Below are 24,823 nucleotides of genomic sequence, written 5' to 3'. Positions count from 1 at the left end.
CTCCTGCGAGGGCACATATTCCTACACTGCCGAGGCCGTTACTCCTGTGCGGCYGCGTCGGCTGAGCCGCGCCCGCCTGCGGGCAATCGGCGAGGGGGCCGGGCCCCTACAGTCGCTGCTCCTTACAAAAGTCTTCGAGGAGATTCGTGCCGCCCAGCAACACATTATCGTGCTGGGGCAGCTGGGGGCCGAGGAGCGGGCAGCCCATTTCCTGGTGTCAGCGGCGCGCCGGACAGGAGTGGACCGGAAGCGGCCAGTGGTCATCGAGCTGCYGATGACGCGTCAGGACATCGCCGACTATCTCGGCCTCACCATCGAGACCGTCTGCCGCGTCATGTCGAAGCTTAAGCGGGATGGGTTGGTCAAACTGGAGGGACGTCACAGGGTGATCTTACTTCGGATGAGTGACCTGCAGCAGCTCGCCGGCGAGTTTGACGACGCTGAGCCTTTGGGAGAGCAGGCTCTGACCTGGAACCCAGCCAAGCAGCCCCATTGAAGGCCCCCCACGGCCACATCTTCCAGCTGGAACCAAAACCAACCCCGAAATCAACAAAAGGGGAGAGGCCATGACGTGGCAGACAGGTGCAACTCAACGAGCCACCTTGGCCTCAGGGTTGGCCTACAACCTGTTCTGGCGCAGGCTGACGCCTGATTTGTGCTGCGCTGTGCCGGAGGATCGTCCGGTCCCGATCTTTCTGGAGGGATCCACCTGGGAGTACGCTGGTACCTTGCACCAGAATGACCTGCCTCCGCCCGGCTTCGACCTGACGGCAGCGGAGCTGGGTGTGCAATTGAATGGCTTTCACCTGTTCCAGATCATCAGACACACCGTGGTCAGGGCTCCCGTTTCGCCCGGACCGAGCAATACCTCTGCCCAAGCCTTAGCCTGTTGGCTCCGCCGCAGAATTGATCAAAGTCATCGACGGTTCGGCCTTTCCGAGGTTCATACTGTTCCTAGTTCGGATCCCAATCCGGAGGAATTGGCAGAGCAGCTGCATCCCGACGGTGAACCGCGGACCGTTTGCCCGCATTGACACGTCCGCTCCTTGGGCCTGTTGTTCAGCCTCCGGTGAATCGCCCGGGATCTGGCGGCATTTTCGTTTTGTCCCGAAGAGCACGGGGCAGCGTCAAGGATCGGGTCGCATGCGCCAGGGTGGCAAAGGACAGTCTCCGCCGGACACAGCCGGACGAGCGAGCGATCCGGCCAAAGACCCCGATCATGGGCAGCCGAATGCGGAGCGTCTGCAGCTGGTATTCGACCAGGCTGCTGTAGGCATTGAGCTGGTGGATAGCGAAGGCCATCTGCTTGACGTGAACGACGCCGTGTGCGCTCTGCTCGGCTATGCCAAGGGTGAGCTGATCGGGCGTAGCTTTAAGGAGATTATCCACCCCGAGGACCTGTCGCGGGTGCTGGCGCTTGCCGCGCAACTCCTGGCCGGTGAGATCCCCAGCTACCGGATCGAGAAGCGCTACCTGCGTAAAGACGGCACACCGGTCTGGGTCCGCGTGACGTCATCACTGGCCTCCTCCAACCCTGCGCACACCTACCGGCTTTCCATTGTCGAGGACATCAGAGAGCGGAAGCAGGCCGAGGAGGTGCAGCGGACGAGCGAGTCCCGGCTGCGCACGGTGCTGGAGGCCATCCCCATCGGGGCCATCCTGTCACAGGCCGATGGCCGGGTGATCGAGGCCAACAAGGCCTATCTCGACCTGATCGGGCGCACAAAGAAGGATCTCATCGCGGATCGCGTGCGGTGGGACGAGATCACGCCGCCCGAGTGGCTGGCCGCCGACGAGCGGGCCATCGCCGAGGCGCGCGCCCATGGCGTCTCGTCTATGTACGAGAAGGAGTATCGCCGTAACGGCGAGCGGGTCCCGGTGCTCCTCAGGCTGGCTTCGGTCAACAATGGCGATACCTTTGCGGTGTTTGTGCTCGACCTGTCGGAACGCAAAGCCGCCGAAGCTGCTCTACAGGCACGGACGACGGAGTGGGAGGCGCTTATCGAGACCGCCCCGGTAGCGGTGTGGTTCACCTATGATCCGGACCTTCGCGAGGTGAGGGCGAACCGGCTCGCCTCCGAGCTGCTCGACCTGCCCCTCGTCTTCGGTGTGTCGGACTGGCTTTCCCAGAGACTACCCCACCGCTCCATCTTCCGGGATGGCGTGGAGGTCCCGCTGGATCAGGCGCCGCTTCGGCGCGCGATCCAAGGCAGGGAGGTGCGGAACGAGGAATGGGAGGTCCGCTTCGAGGACGGTCGACGGGTGGACCTGCTGTACAATGCCTCGCCGCTACGGGACCAAGCGGGCGCCGTAGTCGGCGCTATCGCGGCCGCCGTGGACATYACGGCTCGCAAGCACTCAGAATCGATTCTGCTCGAGCGTGAGGCACGGCTCCATTCCATTCTCGACACTGCGCCGGAAGCCCTGATCACGATCAGCGAGCGCGGCATCGTCGAGTCCTTCAGCCGCTCGGCCGCGGCCCTGTTCGGCTACGCGGCCAACGAGGTGATCGGGCGCAACATCAGCATGCTGATGCCTTCGCCATACCGGGAAGCGCATGACGGTTATCTGGAACGTTATCTGCGCACGGGCGAGAAGCGCATCATCGGCATCGGCCGAGTCGTCAGCGGCCAGCGCAAGGATGGCAGCGTGTTTCCGATGGAACTTGCCGTCGGCGAGGTGCAGGTGAGCGGGCAGCATCTGTTCACCGGCTTCATCCGCGACCTCACCGCCACTCAGAAGATCGAGCAGGAACTGCGGCAATCTCAGAAGATGGAAGCAGTGGGCCAGTTGACCGGTGGGGTCGCGCACGATTTCAACAACCTGCTCACCGTCATTCTCGGCAACCTCGAGATGTTGGAGATGCGGCTGACAGACGAGCGTCAGCTGGAGCTGGTGAGGGAAACACGTGAGACGGCCGAGCACGGTGCCCAACTGACCGAGCGGCTGCTTGCCTTCGGGCGCCGACAGCCATTGCAGCCCAAGCTGACCGATATCGGGGATCTGCTGGGCGACATGACTCCGCTGCTGCGGCGCACCTTGGGCGAGACGGTCCGGGTGCAGGGCCGGTCGGACAACGATCTGTGGCCCGTGCTGGTCGACCCAAGCCAGCTGCAGAACGCGATCCTGAACTTGGCGATCAACGCCCGTGACGCCATGCCGGGCGGCGGCCGGCTGACGATCACGGCTGAGAATGCGGAACTCGAACCAGACTATGCCCGACTGTATCCGGAGGTCCAGGCCGGCCGCTATGTGCTGATCGCGGTGACCGACACCGGCACAGGCATGTCGGAGGAGGTRCAGGAGCGGGCGTTCGAGCCGTTCTTCACCACCAAGGAGGTGGGGACCGGCAGCGGGCTGGGCCTCTCGATGGTGTATGGCTTCGTGAAGCAGTCGGGTGGGCACGTGATGATCTACAGCGAGCCGGACCACGGCACCACGATCCGGATGTACCTGCCGCGCGCCGTGGTTGCGGAGGAAGCCTCAGAGGCTGGCGCGCCCGAGACGCTAGTGGAAGTCTCGCGCGGGCATGGGGAGACGGTGCTGCTGGTCGAGGACGAGCCGCGGGTGCGGCGCATGACGATGGCGCGACTGCAGGACCTCGGCTACCAGGTACTGGAGGCGGCCAACGGTCCGGCGGCGCTGGCGCTGCTCGACAGCCATCCGGAGGTCGACCTGCTGTTCACCGATATGGTGATGCCCGGCGGCATGACCGGAGCCGATTTGGCCGAAGCCGTGCTGGTCCGACGGCCCGAGATAAAGGTGCTGTTCACCTCGGGCTATGCCGAGCTGGATGTGATGCGGCGAGGGCGGGAGACCGAGGCGCACTGGCTCAGGAAGCCTTACAGCACGCTGGATTTGGCGCGGACCCTGCGGAAGGTTCTCAGCACGACCAAGCCCTAGGCCAGGCGGTACGATGATCCGGCCTGCAGGGGCGGGTCAGGCCTGCGAGTCCACGGAGGCTATTACAAACTGTCACAAACGGGCACACGATTTCACGGCTGTGCGGTTCGGGCGTAACAGTGGCAGGCTTTTATGGTCTCGCTAACCAAGATGGGACCCAACCATGACTGTCGCTCATTCTGTCTCCCTTCTGAGCGCAGGCGCGCGAGCTGCCGTCGCGCTGGCGGCTCTTGTCGGAATGGCAAGCCTCGCCATCGGGCTGGCCTTCAGTCAAAGCGCGCTCCAGATGCGGGTGGACGGGGTCATGCGACAGGTTCCGGCTCCGGCTTCGTCGGATCATCGGATTGATGTAACAGCCTCGCACTATTGATCTTCTTGCCAGCCCAGACTTGAATGGGAGGCCTGCTATGCCCGCTTTCGATGCATCTGCTCTTAACGACAATGATGAGGACTTGGCTGACCTGCATATCGCCCTAGCGCCGCCACAGGGCAGTGCACGGGCCCAGCGCATCCGCAGCGGCTCGCTTGAGATCGCGTCCCTTGCTCAACCTCAACCGAGACGGTTCTCCTCCGGGATTCCGCTGATCGTCGGCGTTGCCGTCTCGATCATGTTTCGCACCTCATAGCGCGATCCCAGAGCCCCGGCTGCCCTGATGGAACCAGATCCGGCCCTTTCTCCCTCTGAGATCGCATCGTAATATACGAAGAACCGGTACCCACCTCTTCACACGATGCACTAGCTTCGCAGGAGAAGCCTTCATGATTGCCTCGGCCTTTATGATCTTCTCACTCCTGGTCGCGGTCGTTCTGTCCGTATTCGCGTTAGCTCAAAGCGAAGCGGCGCGGGCGAGGACCTCAGCGGCACGACGCCGCCACTTCTAACGGATCCCTCGGGCCATCCTCTCTCCCGAACCGAGTTTTCATTTCCTGATGGCCCGCAAACCGCGCGTGCTCTGCATTTCTCCATTCCCATACACCGAATGGCTCTGGCAGCGGGCTAATGCCACCCTCACCGGTGCAACGTGTTTGGAAGCGTGCCCGGCGCGTCGTAGGGGCGTCCCACATGCGAGCCAGCCCAATTGGGACCGCAAGGACAGTTTGACGACTATCCCAAGGCATTAACATGGGTTAAACACGCGGTTGCAAACGTGGATCTGCCTCCCGCCGTAACCTTTTGAGGTTCGCCATGAACTCTCCGTTCGCGACGTGTCCTGTATACTGCGCCTATGTCGTCGGCCCGGACGGTGGGATCTTGGTCGCTCACGTCCTCGATTATTAGACTGATGAGGAGGCGATCAATAGGGCTAAGGAATATGCCAGCGGCAATTCTGTCGAACTCTGGAACAAGGACCGGAAGATCGCCTTTATCCCGCTCGGAGGCTCCACCTGCGTCATCTTTTGAAAGCGCTGGTCGGGACTGCCGGTCCAACCCTTAGGCCTGTGGTCCGGATGACCGGAACGCCACCGTGAATGCCAGGCGACCATCCAACCCACTCACGGCGACAAAACTGTTCGTCGGGTCGCGACAGCGATCCGCCAGCAACACGGTGAGGTGGCGGGCATGCGCTCGCGCGGCACCTTCATCCGGGAAATTCTGTCCTAGCCCATCCACCGTCGGCTGGCCATTCAGGACGACATTGAAGAAGAATTTGGGCATGGATCTCGCCTTCCCAATGCTACTTCTTGTTCACTTACCCGACCGAGCGGCACACGGCCTTGCCATTTGTCAACGATCCAAAGCAATTGTTTGTCGGCTCTCTCAGACAGGCGGAGCTCTGCCGCCAGAGCAGGAACCAGCGCGCCACGCATTCGGCGCCTAGCCCGACCAGCGGCGCAAGGCGCTGCGTATCGCCTCCGAAGAGATTGGAGCTGGCGACAGCCATCGTCTGCAGAAGGCCATGCACTTCGATACGTATCACGCGTCACGGACAATCATTTGGGCGTGAAATTTGCCATGTGGAAGGGGCGTTGAGAGCACGCGCCCTCAACCTTGATAATCCGCCCCGTCAGCCTCTCGAACATGGCATAAAATTAACGGTGAGAAGCAGGCAAACATGCCGCTGTTCATCATCCAGGGCCGCTTCACGCCACAGGTGATCGAAGGGATGCTGGCCAAGCCTGAGACCGTGAGGAGGCGGTGCGCGAGCGTTTCTCCCGGTCCGACGGCAAGCTCTTGGCCGACTACATGACCTTCGGGGACTACGACTTCAAGATTGTGTCCGAAGTTCCGTACGAAGGCGTTGCGACGTCCGCGACTGTCGCAGCTGCTGCGGGAGGCGTTGTGGACCTGAAGACGACGCTTGCCATGAGTTCGGCAGACATGCAGCAAGCTTTTGCGAAGGCCGGGCTGCTTGCGGCACACTTCAAAGCGGCGCATTGTTCGGGGCGGGAAAGCACGGCCCCTTCCCGCACGATGCATTATTGATTTATTGCCCTGATGCGGTTCAGCCCTGCCGCGAGCGGCCGCCCCGTGGCACAGTCTGTCAAGGTTGCCTCTGCAAACTCGTGATGTAAGCCGTTACGTCCCGGAGTTCCCTGGGCTCCAGCATGATGTTCGGCATCGTCTTATGTGAGGTCCTTAAAGCGACCGTAAGCGCGGTCGTGGTCATGCCGGGAGTCAGGGCGATGCGCGTAAATGTCGGCGCCTGCGCGCGAGGCGAGCGGTTCTGTCCCGCTTCGACTGCATGGCAGGCCGCGCAGACTTCGCGAGCCAAGCGGAGGCCTGCACTGGGATCGCCTGACTCCTGTGCTTTCGGAAAGGCAGGAACCATCAGGAGAAGAAGGATGCCGAGCGTGCGGATCATGGATGGCTCCAGTGCCGAGGCGCTGCCGTTCCAGATTTTCGAAGACCTTGGTCGACGAGGCTATCGCCAGTGCTGGAGTTGAGCGGCGTTACCACGATGTTCAACATTCCGCTTGCGGCCTCGTCGAAGACCAGGGTGTAACGGGCATTCACGCCTTCGTTTTCACTCGATCCCCTGTCGAGGACCTCTGTTATTAGATCTGAGAGCAATTGCACACGGCGCACTGTGGGAAGATGGGGATCCACGACCACCATGGTCGCGCCAAGCATCAGCACGCAGTCGGCAACCATCTGAATCGGGCTGCCACCGGCTTCGTCCTGCATAAGGTCAGCTTCAATAACGATCCGGCTCGTCTGAGGTGGATGGGTCTGTCCCTGCACCAGCACGACGATGCGGTCCGAGGAGAAGCGACATTCGACGCTAGGGCGTTCCATACAGTTGTTACGATGAAGGCGGATCTCGGATCCAACTTGTTTCAGCGCCTCATTGACAAGGAGACCGTACTGGTAAGGCGAGACCCCAAAGAGATCGGCGAGTGCTGGGCCACTGAGCAGCAAGCTGGTCAGAAAAACCGCTCTGGGCAATATCTGGCGCATCGCTGACCCTCCCGCCAATCATCGACTCGAATGCCCCCCACGATCCGCCGGCGAGCACAATCTGTCTTTGACTATTCGCAATCCTCCATAAGCTTGGATCGGCCTGCCCTCACGTGGGCTCGGCATTTGGAACGCCGCTCTCCAGCTCTGCCAGCCAGGCCGCGGGCCCTGCGTCGGATGGAGCGCGCCAGTCGCCGCGGGGCGACAGCGATCCGCCAGACGAGATCTTCGGCCCATTCGGCATTGCCGTCCGCTTGAACTGGTTGGTAAAGAACCGTCCGAGGAAGACCCGGAGCCAATGCTTGATCTCACCAAGTTCATAGGCGCGGTGAGAAGTCTCCGGAATGTTCGGCGGCCACGTGCCTGCCTGGGAATCTCTCCACGCATGCCAGGACAAATAGGCGATCTTTGAGGGTCGGAAGCCGTAGCGTGTGAGATAGTAGAGATTGAAGTCCTGCAAGGCATAGGGCCCGATAGTCGCCTCTGTTGACTGGATCTGCCCGGAGGCATCCTGCGGCACGAGTTCAGGAGAGATCTCGGTGGCCAGGATGTCTTGGAGGATTTCGGCCGTGGTCTCGTCCACGTCGTCGGAAGTGGCAACGAACCGGATCAAGTGCTGGATCAGGGTCTTTGATACCGATGCGTTGACGTTGTAGTGGGACATCTGATCGCCGACGCCGTAGGTGCACCAACCGAGCCCCAACTCGGAAAGATCGCCCGTGCCGACGACGATCGCACGGTGGTGATTGGCGAGACGGAACAGGTAATCGGTCCGCAGGCCCGCCTGAACGTTCTCGAAGGTTACGTCGTAGACAGCCTGCCCCTCGGCGAAGGGATGCTCGAGATCCTGCAGCATCTGCCGTGCCGCAGGCCGTATATCAATCTCGGAAGCGCTGACGCCAAGCGCCCGCATCAGGGTCCAGGCATTGCCCTTGGTGCCTTCGCTGGTAGCAAAGCCCGGCAGTGTGAAGGCAAGGATGTTGGTGCGCGGCAGGTCAACCTTGTCCATGGCGCGGCAGCAGACGAGAAGAGCCTGGGTCGAGTCGAGGCCACCTGAGACGCCGATCACGACTTTCTCCGTCCGGGTCGCCTGCAAGCGCTTGGCCAATCCCTGCACCTGGATGTTGTAGGCTTCGTAGCAGTTCTCCGCGAGCTTGGTGGGATCGGAAGGCACATAGGGGAACCGCTCGACAGGGCGGCGCAGCGACAATGCCTCCTCCGGCGCATCGACGGCGAGAGGGATGATGCGGAAGTCGCTCGGGTTGACCTTCATCTCGTCACCGCAGTCGCGGAACGTAACCCGCCGCATGCGCTCCTGGCGCAGGCGGCCGAGATCCACGTCAGCCACCGCCATGGTCGAGCCCGATGGGAACCGCTCGGTCTCGGCAAGACGCAGGCCGTCCTCAAAGATGCCACCATGACCATCCCAAGCGAGATCGGTCGTCGACTCGCCGGGACCTGCCGCCGAATAGGCGTAGGCTGCAATACAACGCATGGACTGGGAGCCGCAGAGCAGCCGACGGTCCTCGGCCTTTCCGATGGTGATGTTGCTCGCGGAAAGATTGAGAAGAATCTCCGCTCCGGCCAGCGCCGCGGCGGTGCTCGGCGGCTGCGGCACCCACATATCCTCGCAGATCTCCACGTGGAAGGTGAACGCACAGCTGCCGCTGGAGCGGAATAGGAGATCAATTCCGAAGGGAACCTGGGCACCCGCCACGGCAATCGTCTGTCCGTGGATCCCGACGCCAGGGGCGAAGTGGCGGCGCTCGTAGAACTCGCGGTAGTTAGGGAGATACGCTTTAGGCACGACACCCAAAATATGCCCCGCATGAATGACCACCGCCGCGTTGTAGAGGCGTCCGTCCAGCCGCAGCGGAGCACCCACAACGAAGGCCGGGAACAGGTCGGTGCTCTCCTCCACCAGGCGCGCAATGCCCCTCTCGACGGCCTCCAGAAGTACATCCTGGTGCAGCAGGTCGTCGATGGCATAGGCTGACAGGCCGAGCTCGGGAAACACCATGAGGGCGATCCGCTCCTGGTGTCCTCGGTGCAGGAGCTCAAGGGTGCGCTCCACATTGAAACTCGGGTCTGCCACTTCGATCCGCGGAACGCAGGCCGCAATCCGGGCAAAGTCATGACGGTATGGTGTGAAGAACGAAATCATTCTGCGTCCGATCAGAATTGACCCTCACCGACAGGATTCGTCCCAGTCGCAAAGAGGCGATCGGAGACCCCGCCGTGCTGGTGCTGGAATACGAGGTAACTAGCGCGAGAAAGCCAAACCGCCACATCGGCTTGCTTCAACGTACCCTCGGCACGAACGATCCCTGCTGCAATGTGATTCTCGATGGCCACTAGCCTCTCAAGATCCTGCCGTGTGTCCTCAGAAGGATCATCATTTGTCAGTCGGACAGGGAGTGCCGCCATGGCTTTCAGCTTGAGGCAATGATCGATAGCGACGTGCGGGAGACGTCACGTATCTGAACAAGCGTGGATCCTCACTCAGCCAAATTGACCTTTCTCAAGGTCCCTCAAGTGCGCTGGCGGTAATTGGATCACCAGAGATCGAATGCTTTGACATTGGCGCCGGATCCGATCAGGCATCARGCAGGGAGAGACTTATGACTGGCAAAGTTCTCGTTTCGCCAATGGAACTCTGCGAAATGATGCAGGCGGAGGACGTGGTTCCCATCGATATCCGGGATCCGGCCCTATATGCCGAAGGGCACCTGCCGGGCGCCATCAACATCCATGCGATCTTCACCTATCTCGCCACGTCGACGCCCGAAGGGCTCACTGCCCTCCGCGACACCTTCACTGCTGCGTTCGGCAGGGCCGGCCTATCCGGCACGGAGACCGCCGTACTGTACGAGCAGTCGATGACGACAGGCTTTGGCCAGTCCTGCCGGGGTTACATGCTGCTACGCTATCTCGGCTACCCGAAGATTAGGATCCTCCACGGCGGCTATGTCGCCTGGTTCGCGGCTGGGCAGCCGAGCAGTATCGACGTGCCCAAGCCAATCGCCAGGCCGTTCCCGCTGGTCCAGGGTGACACCCATATCCTTGTCGATCTGCAAGAGATGAAGGCCGCGGTTGCGGACAAGCGCATCGTGAAGCTCGACGTTCGCGACGTGGACGAGTGGATCGGCGAGAGCTCGTCGCCCTACGGCAAGGACTTCTGCCCGCGCAAGGGCCGGATTCCCGGGGCAGTCTGGCTGGAGTGGTACCGGATGATGAAGCCGACGCCGGGTGGGCCGATGTTCAAGTCGCGCGAGGAGATCCTGGCCGAGTGTGCCACCGTGGGGATCACGCCCGACACGCCGGTGATCGTCTACTGCTTCAAGGGCGCGCGGGCGTCCAACACCTTCGTGGCCCTGGAGGAGGCCGGCATCAAGGACGTGCGCATTTACTTCGGCTCGTGGAACGAGTGGTCGCGCGATCCGTCGCTGCCGATTGAGGAAGGGCTCCCGTACGAGACGAGTTTGACACCCGTGGCAGCTTAGACACGTAGAACCGGCTGGACGCCCCATGCCGAACCCCTCCTTGATCAGCAAAGCCCCTGGTTCCTGAAGGGAACCGCGGGCAGCCGGGATGCAACAAGTACTATAGCATTGGACTTTTTGAATCTCGCGCTGCTCGGCGGTATGAGGGCAGGACACTAGCCTGCAATCTGGAATCCCGGCAACCAGCATGGTATCCTGATCATGACAGCGCTATAACTTGGCTCAATCTGTGCCTAAGGATGTTGTGCAGCCGTAGCGCAGGTCTGCTGGCACACTCCCGCGCTTCCGAGCAGCCCTCGTTGGTGGGTCCGTTCATCTCGTTGAGTAGTAGCACACCGGAGAACAGCAAGGCAGGTGTAGCCTTTGGTCAAGCTCCGCTCCCTTAAAGCGGCTCGATACTTCCGCCACTCTGGCGGAAGCTTTGCTCAGCCTTATGATACTGTCGCATCCACTCCCGCCGCCGTATCGCACTTGGTTCTTCATACTCGCTCGGGAGCACGACCGGTACCACTAGGCAGACGCTCTGGACGGGCAGCACCGTTTGCCAGCGCTCGATCAGTTGCTTGTAGGCACGCCCAACGGGACGGATCTGTCGGTCAAGATCGTACAAGCCGAGCGGATTGACAGTCCCTCTCTCATCAGAGAGCGCAATGTCCCAATCCACTTGGTCTGTCAGCGAGTACCAGGTGAACCCAACAAGCGGTACACCACTATTGCGTACCCGCAGTGCATTCGCCCACTGCCGCCAAAGCCACTCCACTGCTTCGTCTCCGGCCGCTCCTTGAGGATAGTTCGTCTCCGTATGCATCACAGGTAGATGATAGCGGTCGTGGTACTGACGCGTGATCTCGTCATAGCCAAAGACGTCACCGACCACCCGTGACGAGCCGTCGGCGGAGATCCGGTGCTCATTGCCGTAGTAGTAGTCGGTGCCCATGATACAGTGATGCCGAAGATTGTGGGTCCGGAAGAAGTTGTACTCTGCGCGGGTCATTCCGTTGTCCATCAGGTACTCGTATATACCGGATTGAAGACGCCGGCCGTAATTGAGATCCAGCGAGAGGAAGCGCACTTGGTTGCGCATCTCCGCGAGCCTGAGTGCCAACGGCTCCTCAGCATGATGATACTCAGCGCTTTCGGATTGAATAAACAATGCGTCCGGACGAACCTCAAGGATCTCCCGCATCGCCAACACATTGGCTTTGACGATCTGCTTCAGCGCAGTAACGAAAGTTGCATCAGTCCGCCCCTGCTCGTTCCACAGTCCCAACTTGGCGGAGAATAGAGCGCAGATCAGCATCTCATTGATGGGTGTGTAGAGCTGGACCCATGGGTAGCGCTCGGCAAACGCGCGCCCGTAGGCGGCGAACAGGTCGGGAAAGTCGGGGTTTTGGAAGTTGCCAATCCAGTCAGGCACACCGAAATGGCACAGGTCGGCAATCGGCACGATATCGTGCTGCTTCAAAGCGCTGAAGCTCAGGTCGGAAAACTCCCAGTCAAAGCGGCCGGGGCCGAGATAGCTGCGGTGAAGCGGAACGCCATACCGTAAGTACGAGATGCCAAGCTCGCGGACGAGTTCGAAATCCGTTTGCCAATGCGTGTAGTGGCCGCATTTCTCCATTTCATCAATGCGCGTCCGGCCATCGCAGATTGTCGGATTGCTGTTCTCGATACCCGTCGCGAAGATGAAAAAGGGATTGATCATCAAAGTTATCCCAATCGGTCTTGGACTCGTTCGGTGCTTGGCGCCTTTTTGGCCGCAGCCTCAACCCGCACACAGGCCACCGAGATATCTAGCACGTTCAGCAGATGGTGATCACCAGTATCGGCAGATCTACCGGCTGGTGTGACCGCTGGTAGAGCTTACCTCAGTCCTGGCTCCTTCAGTCCACCCTTGCTCTCCACTTGCAACATCATCATCGACTGTCATCCAAGCCACCACCTATCCCGCCAGCAATCTGCGCCGACGCATCGGTAACCGGGTCGGGCGCTGTTTCCGGTACCGCTGCTCTCGGGCGCCCCTCGACAAGACACATTTGTTCAACTGCCTCGTGGCGGAACCGCAGGGATTCGGCAGATCAAGCCACGGCAAGCTTGCGCTGCAAATAGTCGACCGCACCATCCAAGGTTATAAGCTTGGGGTAATCAAGTTCAGGAATATCGATTCCAAGACGCCGGTGCAGCGCGGTCACCAGGTTCAGGAAATCCATCGAGTCGATATCGCACTCCTCCCTCAGATCGCCCGTGGGATTGATGGCTGCAACGTCGACGTCCGGCGCGATACGTTTCAATTCCTGTTCGACAATGGTGTGGATGTCGGGGCTCGTCATAGGGTGTCCGGCTCCTGAAGGAGGCGATCGATCTCGGATAGGAACAACGCACCGCGATGGCCGTCGCTCACCCGGTGATCCGCCGCGAGCGTCATCGTCACGATCGGCCGGGGCATGACGGCGCCGTCGCAGATCCAGGGCCGCTCGACGACCTTGCCGAACCCGACGATGGCGACCTGCGGCGGATAGATGACACCGAACAGGGTGTCGACCCCGCGCTCGCCAAGGCTGGAAACGGTAATGGTCGGATCGGCGATCTCGGAACTGCGAAACCGTCCCGCGCGCACACGCTCGACGAGATCGCGCATCCCTGCCATGAGAGCATCAAGGGAGAGGGTGTTGGCATCGTGGATCGCAGGGGCGACGAGGCCACCGCCGCGGATCGCAACGGCAACGCCGACATGGACTTGGCCGCTGGGACGAAACCCCTGGTCCGTGAAGAACCCGTTGAACTCGGGAAAGCGGTTGACCGCACGAGCCGTGGCCTTGACGAACAAGGCTCCTATGAGCAGACGCTGTTCTGGGGGGCGCTGGGCATTGAGATGAGCGACCCACTCCCGCGCCCCTCCCGCATCGGTTGAATGCGAAAGGTAATAATGCGGGATCTCACGTTTCGACCGGGACATGGCGGCTGCGATGGCGCTGCGCATCTGGGCGATGCTGGAGAGCGCTTGCGGCTGAGCCTCTGCCGGAGCACCTGATTGCTGCGCCATCTCCACATCGGCCAGGAGCACCGCCCCGGCGGGTCCGCTTCCTTTGATCCGGAAGAGATCAACGCCCTGCAGGCTCGCGAGCCGTCGAGCTGCGGGGGAAGCAACGACACGCCCGGGAGCACTGGGTATCGGAAGGGCCGCTGGCGCGGGGGCAACGGGCACCGCCGTCATCTCTCGCCTTGAAGCAGGCGGAGGCGGCGGCTCACGCTGTGCAGCTTCGATCAGACCGGGACCAGCACCTGCCTTAGCCTCTTGGATCAGCGCGAGGGGCGTGCCCACGGGCACGGTCGCGCCAGTCTCAACCAAGAGCCGTTCGAGGGTACCCTCCTGGAACACCTCGATCTCGATGGCCCCTTTCTGCGTCTCGACGACTGCGATGATGTCGCCCCGCTTCACGGGCGTGCCAGGCTTCACCAGCCACTCAACGAGCGTTCCCGCCTCCATATCGGCACCAAGCGATGGCATCAGGAACTCGCTCATGGCGTCTCCATCAAGACTTGCCGCAGACTGCTCGTGCGGCCGCGACGACCTTCGCAACCTGCGGGATGGCAGCCTCCTCGAGATGGCGTGGGTAGGGGATCGGCACCTCCTCGCTGCACACCCGGGCGACGGGCGCATCGAGCTCCCAGAAGGCCTGCTCGACAATGCGCATCCCGATCTCCGCGGCCAGGCTCCCGCTGCGCCAGCCTTCATCGACGATGACGGCGCGGCGTGTCTTCGAAATCGACGCGATAATGGTGCGGTTATCAAGAGGGCGCAGGGACCGAAGATCGATCACCTCCGCCTCAATGCCATCCTTGGCCAGTGTCTCGGCGGCTTCGAGGGTTTTCCAGAGCGATCCGCCGTACGTGATCAGGGAAATGTCGCGCCCCGCCCGGCGAGTGGCCGCATTGTCGATATTGACCGGTCCCGGATCGCCGGCCACCATCCCTTTTTGATTGTAGAGCATGATGTTCTCAAAGATGAGGACCGGGTCGGGCTCCTGGAGTGCGGTCCAGAGCATGCCGCGAGCATCTTCAATGGTTGCCGGGGCAAGCACCCGGATTCCCGGGATATGGGCGTACCAGCCTTCGAGACTGTGTGAATGTTGCGCCGCAAGCTGGCGCCCGGCACCGGTCGCCATGCGGACCACCAGGGGCACGCCAAACTGATTGCCGGACATGTGCCGGATCGTTGCCGCCGTATTGAGGATCTGGTCGAGCGCCAGCATGCTGAAATTGCAGGTCATGAGCTCGACCACCGGGCGCAGGCCAGCCATGGCGGCTCCGATGCCAACACCCGTGAAGCCGGATTCGGACAGGGGCGTGTCGCGGATGCGCTCGGGGCCGAATTCGGCAAGGAGCCCTTTGCTGACGGCATAGCAGCCCCCATAGTGGCCGACATCCTCTCCCATCAGGAAGACACGCTCATCGCGGTGCAGGGCCTCGCGGATGGCCTCGCGGACGGCTTCACGGTAGGTGGTCTCGACACCCGGTTTGCCGGTGGCTGTCGATATGCCCTTAGGCGGGGCGGGTCGCTCCGGGGCATAGACATGGCGGGTGAGCTCCTCGACCGCCTCCCAGGCGCCCGCTTCGGCAACAGCGACCGCCGCCTCGATTTCGGCCGCGACATCCGCCTCGATGCGCCCGAACTCCTCCGAATGGATCAAACCGTTCTGTTCCAGCCACCCCTGGAAGCGGGCAATCGGATCCTTCCCGCGCCAGGCCTCGACTTCCTCCTTGCTGCGGTAGAGCTGAGCATCGAACATGGAATGCGCACGGAAGCGATAGGTGCGGCATTCAAGGAAATAGGGCTTGCCCGTCGATCGAATGGTGTCGATGGCTCGCCGGGCGGCCGCCTCGACAGCAACCACGTCCATGCCGTCCACGGCTTCCGAAGCAATCCGGTAACTCTGTGCCTTGCGGTGGATGTCGATCTCTGACTCCGAGATCTCCAGGGCGGTTCCCATGGCGTAGAGGTTATTCTCACACACGAACAGCACCGGCAGGGTCCAGAGCGCAGCCAGGTTGAGGCTTTCGTGAAACTCACCCTCGGCCACAGCGCCTTCCCCAAAGAAGCAGGCGGTCACGTGATCCTGGTGGCGCATCTTGTCCGCTAGAGCGAGGCCGACGGCAAGGGGGAGCCCGCCGCCCACGATGGCATTACCCCCATAGAAGTTGGCGTCCCGGTGGAACAGATGCATGGAACCGCCGCGGCCGCCGCTGCACCCCTCCCGCTTGCCATACATTTCGGCCAGGGCCGCCGCCATGGGAACACCGCGAACCAGCGCGTGACCATGCTCGCGGTAGGTCGCAACGATGCGATCCCGTTTCTCGAGGACGGGAATGATGCCAACTGCGACAGCCTCCTCACCGTCGTAGAGGTGCAGAAAGCCCCTGATCTTCTCCTGGGTGTAGAGCTCGGCGCACTTGTCCTCGAACCGGCGGATCCGGATCATCTGTTTGAGTAGATCGAGTTCGTGGGCGCGTGACAGCCGCGGCTTCGAAGTCATTTCCGTCATCGCTCTTCGCTCTCAAGCGTGGAAGTATCACCTTCAGGCAGGCCGAGTTCGCGCGCCTTCAGCAGGCGGCGCATGATCTTGCCGCTGCGGGTCTTCGGCAGGTTTTGCCGAAAGGCAATATCCTTAGGGGCGACAGCCGGGCCAAGCTTTTTGCGGGCGTGGCCGAGGAGTTCCATGCGCAGTTCCTCGCTCGGCGCGACCCCTGCCTTGAGGGCCACGAAGGCTTTCACGGTCTCTCCGGCGACAGGATCCGGGATGCCGACGACACCCACCTCCGCAACGGCCGGATGCTCCATCAGGGCACTTTCGACCTCGAACGGCCCGATCAGATGTCCGGCGCTCTTGATCATGTCGTCGGCGCGGCCGACGAACCAGTAGTAGCCATCGGCGTCGCGCATCGCGAGATCGCCGGAGAGATACCAGCCGTCCGCGAAGCATTTGCGGTAGCGCTCCTCCTCATGGAGGTAGGCCCGCATCATCGACGGCCATCTGGGCCGCAAGGCAAGTTCGCCGACCGTTGACGGAGTCGAGATTTCGCGGATGTGCGCATCCTGCCTTTCGACAATTCCCGCCACCACACCGGGCAGGGGTTTGCCCATAGAGCCGGGACGGACATCCATGGCCTGATAATTGGCGATCATGATGCCACCGGTCTCCGTTTGCCACCAGTTGTCATGGAACGGCTTTCCGAATGTCTGCGCGGACCAGACGACGGCCTCTGGGTTGAGAGGCTCGCCGACGCTGGCCATGTACCGGAGATGCGAGAGATMGAACTGCCGCGCAATCTCGCTCCCGACCTTCATGAGCATGCGGATTGCCGTCGGCGCAGTATACCAGACGCTGACTTTCTGATTCTGCAGGATGCGGTACCACCGCTCGGCGTCGAACTCGGCCTGGTCCACGATCATCGTCGTGCCGTTCGTCAGCGGTGAGATGATGCCGTAGGACGTGCCGGTGACCCAGCCCGGATCGGCCGTGCACCAGAAGATGTCATCCGGATGGAGATCGAGCGCGAATTGTCCGGTAATGTGATGGGCGACCACCGCCGCGTGCACGTGCACGGCTCCCTTCGGCCGGCCGGTGGTGCCGCTGGTGAAGTGAAGGAGGGCCATATCCTCCGGACGCGTGCGCTCAATGTCGAAGGTCTCAGGGGCACTGTCCATCAGCATTGCAAGGCCATGGGTGCCATCGGGCCCTGTAGCGTCACCATCAATGAGGATGACATGGCGGAGGCTGCCGAGTTCGTTGCGCCAGGGAGCAATTTTGCGGCGGTAGAAATGCTCGGTAGTGACGAGCAGCTTCGCCTCGCCGATGCTTATGCGGGCTTTGATGGGCTCGGGTCCGAACGCCGAAAAGAGAGGGCAGAAGACCGCCCCTGCCTTCAGGGCTCCCAGCGCGGCGACATAGAGTTCGGGAACACGGCCCAGGAGGCAGTACACGCGGTCGCCCTTGGTGACATCCAGGGAACGAAGAGTGTTGGCAAATCTGTTGGCCTGCCGCTGCAAGTCGCTGTAGGTGAAGTCGCGGATATTGTCATCCTGACCGATCCAGCGAAGGGCGATTTTGTTCCCAAGGCCATGGGCGACGTGCCGGTCAACCGCTTCATAGGCGATGTTCAATCCGCCATCGGACAAGCCGTCGAGAAGGGCACGCGCCTGGTCCCACGAGAAGTCTTCGACCGCCCGATCATAGTCACGCAGGTTTGAGCGGGCGAACTCTTCAGGACGCTTTCGAATAGGATCCCAGGGCATTCCGCCTCCACAGGTGAGCATTCATGTCAAAGTCTCGCAAAAGCAGGGGCAAATCATTGAGAATGGTCAATGATGTGATGCTGCAGAGATTCAATATGCGTCCCTTGCTCGACCATGACTTCGATCCCGAATCTTGGCCGGGCTGGGAAAGGCATACCCAATGGGTCGAAACGGCGCTATATTGCTGCATTGCCGCATCGGCAGATGGYGCCAGCCATGAGTGAATTGCCGAGACACGCTCGCGCAAGTTCGTTCTATCATCTCGCAGATGTCTCTCTTGCGGGACAGTCATGTTGCGGCTTGGCGTGTTTTGCCGCGCGTGCCGATGATCCGATCCGGTGGACTGCCGCTGTCGCGGCCACCCCATCGGTTTATTGCCTGGGGAAGTGCTACGCTGCGCCGAGCGATGCCAGCCAAGATCTCCGCCCCCACATTGCTGTTTGCAGCAGCCAGACCGTGCTGCTCAACAATGTTATCGCCGGAGGTGCGCGCGATTTTGCGACTTATCGCGCTGCGGGAGGAGGAGCCGCGTGGGAGAAGGCCCAAACAATGGCGTCGGCAGAGCTGGTAGAACTGATTGCAAAATCTGGGTTACGCGGGCGCGGTGGAGCTGGCTTTCCGTCCGGTCGCAAATGGCAAGCAGTAGCGTCGCGCACTGGTACCATGAAATATTTGGTGGTCAACGCAGACGAGGGCGACCCGGGAGCATTCTCCGACCGCTTCCTCCTTGAAGACGATCCGTTCCGTCTGATCGAAGCCGCCATGATCGCGGCACGCGCGGTCGGAGCGACGCATGGGTACGTCTACGTGCGCAAGGAATACCCGGATGCTGCGGGAATTCTGTGTCATGCCCTGCAGCAGGCCAAGGCGGCGGGCTGGCTGGGGGCCAGATTCGACCTTACCTTGGCGGTTGGCGAGGGTAGCTACATCTGTGGCGAAGAGACCGCGATGCTGAACGCGCTCGAGGGGCGCCGACCCGAGATACGAGCACGCCCGCCGCAGATTACCGAGCGCGGTCTGTTCGGTGCACCAACCCTGGTGCACAACGTCGAGACGCTCTGCGCCGTACCGTGGATTGTCGAGCATGGTGCGGATGCATATGCGTCCCTCGGCTTCTCTGAAAGCCGAGGCACCAAGCTGTTGTCGCTCAACTCGCTCTTTCGCCAACCTGGCCTGTATGAGGTTGAGTTCGGCATTTCGCTGGCTGATGTCTGCGAGAACCTGGGCGGGGGCCTACGCCGCGGGCGGCTGAAGGGACTGATGGTCGGTGGCCCGCTCGCCGGCATCGTGCCGCCGGATCTCCTGGGCACGCGCCTCGGCTATGAGGAACTGCAGGCCATCGGCTGTGCGGTTGGACATGGTGGTGTCATAGCCTTTGTTGACGACACGCCACTGGCCGCCGTCATGAGCGAGGTGTTTCGTTTCGGCGCATATGAGTCGTGCGGCAAGTGCACTCCGTGCCGCCAGGGCACTCCCGTTCTCGCCGAAGCCTTTCGGGAACTTGCACGGGGCCGCAGGATCGACCGCCAGCGTTATGCAGCGCTGATTGACGTGCTGGCCGCCACCAGCCTTTGTGGACACGGTCGCGGCTTGGCCGAGTTCGCCTCCGCGGTTGAACGGCACTACGCCGAGGAGTTCGCGTCGTGCTTCGCCTGATCATCAATGGGACGCCTCAGTGGGTCGCACCCGGAACGCTCCTGATCGACGCCCTCCGGCTCGCGGGAGCGCCCGTGCCGCAGGTGTGTCACGACGCGCGCATTACCCCTTCAGGTGGCTGTCGATTGTGTGTGGTCGAAATCGAAGGACAGCCAAGGCCGATTGCGAGTTGCACCAACGTAGTAGAGGAGGGCATGCAGGTCCGCACCCATTCGCCGGCGTTGCATTCCTTTCGAAAAACCAATCTCGAGTTGTTGGCTGAGCATTATCCGCCCGATGCCGTCGCCTCCAGACCAGACTTGCCATTTCACCGTCTTCTAAACGAATTCGGCGTGACTGCAGGCGGCTCAGATGTGACCAGCGTTCTCTTCCGGGACGAGACCCATCCCTATATCGGCGTCGCGATGGACCAGTGTATCCATTGTGACCGCTGCATTCGCATCTGCGATGAACTTCAGGGACAGTTCGTTTGGGAGGCGATCGGGCGCGGGGACGCAACCTATGTGGCGCCGGGCAGGGGCAAGACCATGCTGGAAGGCGGATGCGTCAGCTGTGGGGCGTGCGTCGATACCTGTCCAAGCGGCGCCTTGTTTGACAAGCGCAGTCCGGAGAACGTGTCTCATTGGACACGCAGCACCTGCGTCTATTGCGGTGTCGGCTGTCAGATGGAGATTGGTGCATCCGAGGGGCGGATCGTGGCTGTCCGGCCGGCTGACAGCCCTGTGAACCGAGGCCACCTGTGCGTGAAAGGGCGTTATGCATTCGAGTTCAACCATGCGCCTGATCGAGTCTCCACGCCCATGATCCGGCGTGACGGCGCCTGGGAGACGGCGACATGGGATGCGGCGCTCGAGCACGTAGCGAATGAGCTCCTGCGTATCCGCGCCACGTATGGGGCCGATGCAGTCGGTGTGCTGGGTTCGGCTCGCGCGAGCAACGAAGAAAACTATCTGACCCAGAAGTTAGCACGCGTGGTGCTGGGCACCAACAACGTGGATTGCTGCGCCCGCGTCTGCCATACGCCGAGTGCCAAGGCGCTGAAATCCATGCTCGGCACCGGCGCGTCGACCAATAGCTTCGACGATATCGAACGCGCACGAACCATTCTCGTCTGTGGCGCCAACCCGACCGAAAATCACCCGGTGATCGGTGCGCGCATCAAGCAGGCGGCGCTGCGCGGTGCCAGACTGATCGTCATCGATCCACGACGGACTGAGTTGGCAGCCATGGCAGACCTGCACCTTGCGGTCCGCCCGGGCTACAACGTGCCGCTGCTCAATGCGATCGCGGCTGCTTTGATTGACGAGAGCCTGGCAGATCAGAACTTCCTGGCCGAACGGGTCACCGGCTACGAGTCATTTGCTACTTTCATCAAGGCTTATACGCCCGAGCAAGTTGCACCTGAGTGCAGAGTGGACGCCGGAGATATCCGCATGGCAGCGCGTATGTATTCCGACGGCAAACCGTCGATGTGTTTTCATGGGCTGGGCATAACCGAACATTCCCAGGGTACCGAGGGCGTGGAGGCGCTCATCAATCTTGCCCTCCTGACAGGGAACCTGGGCAGGCCCGGAAGCGGCATCAATCCTCTGCGCGGACAGAACAACGTCCAGGGAGCAGCCCTCATGGGGTGTGAGCCGACATCCCTCACCGGCGCGCAGTCGCTCAAGGAGGCCAGCCCGCGCTTCGAGGCCATTTGGGGAGCGCGCTTGCCGAAGACTCACGGTCTTGATTTGCTCCAAATGATGGATGCGGCCGGCGCGGGTCGACTTAAGGCCCTATGGGTCATCGGCTATGACATTTACCTGACGCTCGCCAATGCGGCCCAGACACGAGCCGCATTGGCTAATCTCGACCTGCTGATTGTCCAGGACCTATTTCTGAACGAGACAGCACGCGAGTTCGGCACGGTGTTCTTACCGGTCGCGTCGGTCTTCGAAAAGGATGGGACGTTCATGAATGCGGAGCGCCGTGTGCAGCGGGTGCGGGCCGTCGTGGCGCCTCCAGCCGACGCGCAGCCGGATTGGGTGATCATCCAGCAACTTGCGGCCCGCCTGGGCCATGCGGGTGGCTTCGACTTCGGGCACCCGCAAGCGATTTGGGACGAAGTGCGCGCTGTGTGGCCGGCCGTGGCCGGACTGCCTTACGATCGCCTGGATAACGAAAACCCGCATTGGCCGTGTCCGGATGAGCGCCATTCCGGCACACCGGTGTTGCACCAGACGAGCTTTCCCATCGGAAAGGCCGCCAAACTGACGCCGGTTCCTTTCGTGCGAACCTCGGAAGTCACGGACGCTGACTATCCGCTGCTTTTGACCTCCGGCCGGAGGCTGTACGGTTTCAACGCCGGCACGATGACCGGCCGAACGCCGAACAGCCTGCTGCAGCCTACTGATACATTGGACATGGCTCCCGCTGACGCCCTGAGGCTCGGCTTTACCGATGGTGAACCGGTGCTTGTTCGCAGCCGCTACGGTTGTACAATTCTACCTTTGCGCGTGACTGACACTGTATCGCCTGGCGAATTGTTCGTTTCGTTCCACCGCCCCGAGCTGTTCGTGAACCGGCTTACCTCATCAGTGCGTGATCGTCTGGTACGGACGCCAGAATACAAGGTGACGGCTGTTCGGGTCGAAAGGGCGCCGCGGGTCTGACACACACAGCGCGAGCAATCATCCCTTCGACCCTAAAGCGATAGTTCCGCTTCGGCAACGTGCTCCTTCTTGGCTTCAGGAACTTCCGTCATGGTCGCCTCCGTCAGCAAGAGGACGCTGGCCACGGAGACTGCGTTCTCAAGGGCGACACGGACGACCTTGGTCGGATCGATGATGCCGGCCTCCATCAGCTCGCCATATTCCTTGCGACCCGCATCGAAACCATAGTCTCCCTTTCCCTCAAGCATGCGGGCGACCACGACTCCGCCATCCACGGACGAGTTCTCAGCAATTTGACGGGTTGGTGTCTCGAGCGCGCGCCTGAGGATCTGAATGCCCGTCCTTTCGTCGCCCTCGCACCTGGCCTCCTCTTGAGCCACGGCCTCGATGCATCGCAACAGCGCGAGCCCGCCGCCCGGCACGATCCCCTCCGCCACCGCCGCCTTGGTAGCGCTGATGGCGTCATCAAGCGCCTCCTTTCTCGACTTCATCTCGGCCTCCGTCGGAGCCCCGACCCTGATCACCGCAATGCCACCGGCGAGCTTGGCCAAGCGCTCCCGCAGCTTCTCACGATCGTAATCACTGCTGGCCTTGTCGATCTCGCGGCGTATCTGCTCGATCCGGCTTTCTATCTGCTTGCGCTCGCCAGTCCCGCCGATGATGGTTGTGTTGTCCTTGTCGGCGACCACGCGCGTGGCACGCCCAAGCTGCTCGATGGTCGCATGTTCGAGCTTGAGCCCGAGCTCCTCGGCGATCACCTGACCACCTGTGAGGGTCGCAACATCCAGCAGCATGGCCTTTCGACGGTCGCCGAATCCGGGGGCCCTGACCGCACAGCACTTCAGCCCCCCGCGGAGCTGATTGACGATGAGCGTGGCCAGGGCCTCACTCTCGACATCCTCGGCGATCAGCAGCAGCGGCTTTCCTGCCTTGACGACCTGCTCGAGCAAGGGAAGCATGTCATTGAGCGCACCAATTTTACGGTCCGACAGCAGGATGAGGCAGTCTTCCAGCACGGCTTCCATGGTTTCCGCATTAGTGATGAAGTATGGCGAGAGATAGCCGTGATCGAACTGCATCCCCTCGACGACCTCGAGAACGGTTTCGGTCGTCTTCGACTCCTCAACTGTGATGACGCCCTCGTTGCCGACCTTGTCCATGGCGTCTGCGATCAGTTCGCCGATAGCCGGATCATTATGGGCCGAGATCGCCGCGACCTGGGCCTTTTCCTTGCGTGTCGCGACCGGCCGTGACAGGCCCCGCAGGGCCACGATGGCCTTATGGGCGCCACGATCCAGGCCGCGCTTGACGTCGACCGCACTGGCGCCGGCGGCCACGTTGCGGACGCCGTCCGCGAAGATGGCATGGGCCAGGATCGTTGCGGTGCTTGTTCCATCCCCAACCATCTCGCCCGTCTTCTCAGCTGCTTGACGCAGCATCCGCGCGCCCAGGTTTTCCTCGGGGTCCTTGAGCTCGAACTCCTTCGCGATGGTGACGCCGTCGTTGCAGACGATCGGCGCGCCCCACTTTCTCTCGATCAGCACCGATTTTGATCGCGGGCCGAGAGTCACGCGCACGGCATCCGCAAGCTGGCTGGCACCCCTCAAGATCTTCTCGCGAGCGGCAGAGTGAAAGAGAACGTGTTTGAAAGCCATCGACGAGCTCCTTCCAGCGGCTGATTCACGAAACAGCACTCAACGGTGCCGCTGCCACGGTGGCACACACCCTGTTTCCTACATTGACAAAGATCATCCCGGACCAGACTGGCGGTTGGTACAAACTCCGGCGCCGGGCGTGATGGCCGGCGGCGTTCTTGGCTACCCGACCTGTTTGCAACAGTAGTGTGGTGAAGGTTCTGCAAATCGCCTGATCGGGGCGGTCATGGCAGGATGGTGATGTTCAACGTCACGCACTCCGAGAGGAGCCCCACCATGACCATCATCAAGGATAAACCTGCCGCCGCTGCCATCAAGGACCTTCTCAGCCACAACCCGGACGGGCTGCGCGAGATTGTCCGCGCCGTGATGCAGGAGATGCTCGAAGCCGAGATGACCGATGCCCTCCAGGCCGAGAAAGGCGAGCGCACCGCAGCCCGCCTCGGCTACCGCTCCGGCTCCTATACCCGCACCCTCATCACCCGGGTGGGTAAGCTTGAGCTGCGCGTGCCGCAGGACCGCGACGGCCGCTTCTCGACCGAGCTGTTCGAGCGCTATCAGCGTTCCGAACAGGCGCTGGTGGCCACGCTGGCCGAGATGTACGTGCAGGGCGTCTCCACCCGTAAGGTCAAGGCGATTACCGAGGAACTGTGCGGCCACAGCTTCTCGGCTTCTGCCATCTCGGCCATCAACAAGCGCCTCGACGACAGCCTGGCCCAGTTCGCCTCACGCCGGCTCGAGGAGCCGTTCCCGTACCT

20 protein-coding genes are annotated in these 24,823 nt (G+C 61.8%); 10 read left to right on the top strand and 10 right to left on the bottom strand.

Going from position 1 to position 24,823, the window contains the following annotated elements:
• From ACXJKO_RS17695 to ACXJKO_RS17675, 5 genes are all read left to right on the top strand, one after another.
• Positions 1 to 496 (top strand): helix-turn-helix domain-containing protein (locus tag ACXJKO_RS17695; protein WP_457092405.1); only part of this gene is annotated, 496 nt, incomplete at its 5' end.
• A gap of 70 nt (positions 497 to 566) precedes the next feature.
• Positions 567 to 1,034: a hypothetical protein gene (locus ACXJKO_RS17690; protein ID WP_457092404.1), complete on the top strand. Its 468-nt coding sequence runs from the start codon at positions 567 to 569 to the stop codon at positions 1,032 to 1,034.
• Between the two features lie 109 nt (positions 1,035 to 1,143).
• Entirely contained in the window at positions 1,144 to 3,903 is a 2,760-nt protein-coding gene (locus ACXJKO_RS17685; RefSeq protein WP_457092403.1) for a PAS domain S-box protein, read from the top strand.
• A gap of 163 nt (positions 3,904 to 4,066) precedes the next feature.
• On the top strand, positions 4,067 to 4,273 hold the full coding sequence (locus ACXJKO_RS17680) for a hypothetical protein (RefSeq protein ID WP_457092402.1): 207 nt from the start codon (positions 4,067 to 4,069) through the stop codon (positions 4,271 to 4,273).
• Between the two features lie 37 nt (positions 4,274 to 4,310).
• Positions 4,311 to 4,529 carry a hypothetical protein gene (locus tag ACXJKO_RS17675; RefSeq protein ID WP_457092401.1) on the top strand — a complete coding sequence of 73 codons (219 nt, stop codon included), beginning with the start codon at positions 4,311 to 4,313 and terminating at the stop codon, positions 4,527 to 4,529.
• An 806-nt stretch (positions 4,530 to 5,335) separates the two neighbouring features.
• On the opposite strand, the gene ACXJKO_RS17670 is transcribed toward ACXJKO_RS17675, so the two are convergent.
• A complete protein-coding gene (locus ACXJKO_RS17670; RefSeq protein ID WP_457092400.1) occupies positions 5,336 to 5,560 on the bottom strand; it encodes a DUF6894 family protein in 225 nt (74 codons plus the stop codon).
• 480 nt (positions 5,561 to 6,040) lie between these two features.
• On the opposite strand from ACXJKO_RS17670, the gene ACXJKO_RS17665 reads away from it, so the two are divergent.
• Positions 6,041 to 6,328, top strand: coding sequence for a GYD domain-containing protein (locus ACXJKO_RS17665; RefSeq protein WP_457092399.1), 288 nt, complete (start codon positions 6,041 to 6,043; stop codon positions 6,326 to 6,328).
• A gap of 58 nt (positions 6,329 to 6,386) precedes the next feature.
• Here ACXJKO_RS17665 and ACXJKO_RS17660 read toward each other — a convergent pair whose 3' ends face one another.
• The 3 genes from ACXJKO_RS17660 to ACXJKO_RS17650 form a co-directional block, all read right to left on the bottom strand.
• On the bottom strand, positions 6,387 to 6,707 hold the full coding sequence (locus tag ACXJKO_RS17660; RefSeq protein WP_457092398.1) for a c-type cytochrome: 321 nt from the start codon (positions 6,705 to 6,707) through the stop codon (positions 6,387 to 6,389).
• Complete coding sequence (locus tag ACXJKO_RS17655; protein WP_457092397.1) at positions 6,704 to 7,303, bottom strand: hypothetical protein; 600 nt, start codon at positions 7,301 to 7,303, stop codon at positions 6,704 to 6,706. The genes ACXJKO_RS17660 and ACXJKO_RS17655 overlap by 4 nt, the downstream gene beginning before the upstream one ends.
• A gap of 109 nt (positions 7,304 to 7,412) precedes the next feature.
• Positions 7,413 to 9,467, bottom strand: coding sequence for an NAD(+) synthase (locus ACXJKO_RS17650; RefSeq protein WP_457092396.1), 2,055 nt, complete (start codon positions 9,465 to 9,467; stop codon positions 7,413 to 7,415).
• 457 nt (positions 9,468 to 9,924) lie between these two features.
• Between ACXJKO_RS17650 and ACXJKO_RS17645 the strand changes: the two genes are divergently transcribed.
• Positions 9,925 to 10,806, top strand: a complete 882-nt coding sequence (locus ACXJKO_RS17645) for a sulfurtransferase (RefSeq protein WP_457092395.1) — start codon at positions 9,925 to 9,927, stop codon at positions 10,804 to 10,806.
• 382 nt (positions 10,807 to 11,188) lie between these two features.
• Here ACXJKO_RS17645 and ACXJKO_RS17640 read toward each other — a convergent pair whose 3' ends face one another.
• The 5 genes from ACXJKO_RS17640 to acsA all read right to left on the bottom strand — a co-directional run bounded on the left by ACXJKO_RS17640 (position 11,189) and on the right by acsA (position 18,100).
• Positions 11,189 to 12,511: a family 1 glycosylhydrolase gene (locus tag ACXJKO_RS17640; RefSeq protein ID WP_457092394.1), complete on the bottom strand. Its 1,323-nt coding sequence runs from the start codon at positions 12,509 to 12,511 to the stop codon at positions 11,189 to 11,191.
• A gap of 373 nt (positions 12,512 to 12,884) precedes the next feature.
• Positions 12,885 to 13,136, bottom strand: a complete 252-nt coding sequence (locus tag ACXJKO_RS17635; protein WP_457092393.1) for an acyl carrier protein — start codon at positions 13,134 to 13,136, stop codon at positions 12,885 to 12,887.
• Positions 13,133 to 14,329, bottom strand: a complete 1,197-nt coding sequence (locus ACXJKO_RS17630) for a dihydrolipoamide acetyltransferase family protein (RefSeq protein WP_457092392.1) — start codon at positions 14,327 to 14,329, stop codon at positions 13,133 to 13,135. The genes ACXJKO_RS17635 and ACXJKO_RS17630 overlap by 4 nt, the downstream gene beginning before the upstream one ends.
• 10 nt (positions 14,330 to 14,339) lie before the next feature.
• A complete protein-coding gene (gene pdhA, locus ACXJKO_RS17625; protein WP_457092391.1) occupies positions 14,340 to 16,349 on the bottom strand; it encodes a pyruvate dehydrogenase (acetyl-transferring) E1 component subunit alpha in 2,010 nt (669 codons plus the stop codon).
• Positions 16,346 to 18,100, bottom strand: coding sequence for an acetate--CoA ligase (gene acsA, locus ACXJKO_RS17620; protein ID WP_457092390.1), 1,755 nt, complete (start codon positions 18,098 to 18,100; stop codon positions 16,346 to 16,348). The genes pdhA and acsA overlap by 4 nt, the downstream gene beginning before the upstream one ends.
• Before the next feature lie 456 nt (positions 18,101 to 18,556).
• Between acsA and ACXJKO_RS17615 the strand changes: the two genes are divergently transcribed.
• Together ACXJKO_RS17615 and fdhF are read left to right on the top strand one after the other, a co-directional pair.
• Positions 18,557 to 19,756 carry an NADH-ubiquinone oxidoreductase-F iron-sulfur binding region domain-containing protein gene (locus tag ACXJKO_RS17615; protein WP_457092389.1) on the top strand — a complete coding sequence of 400 codons (1,200 nt, stop codon included), beginning with the start codon at positions 18,557 to 18,559 and terminating at the stop codon, positions 19,754 to 19,756.
• A complete protein-coding gene (gene fdhF / locus ACXJKO_RS17610) occupies positions 19,744 to 22,410 on the top strand; it encodes a formate dehydrogenase subunit alpha (protein WP_457092388.1) in 2,667 nt (888 codons plus the stop codon). The genes ACXJKO_RS17615 and fdhF overlap by 13 nt, the downstream gene beginning before the upstream one ends.
• 32 nt (positions 22,411 to 22,442) lie before the next feature.
• Here the strand turns inward: fdhF and groL are convergent, their stop codons facing one another.
• Positions 22,443 to 24,065 carry a chaperonin GroEL gene (groL, locus tag ACXJKO_RS17605; RefSeq protein ID WP_457092387.1) on the bottom strand — a complete coding sequence of 541 codons (1,623 nt, stop codon included), beginning with the start codon at positions 24,063 to 24,065 and terminating at the stop codon, positions 22,443 to 22,445.
• A 276-nt stretch (positions 24,066 to 24,341) separates the two neighbouring features.
• On the opposite strand from groL, the gene ACXJKO_RS17600 reads away from it, so the two are divergent.
• A partial coding sequence (locus ACXJKO_RS17600) for a transposase (protein ID WP_457092386.1) occupies positions 24,342 to 24,823 on the top strand: 482 nt, incomplete at its 3' end.

It is taken from the genome of Microvirga sp. P5_D2 (assembly GCF_054049475.1).
This window is presented reverse-complemented; position numbering and strand designations above follow the sequence as displayed.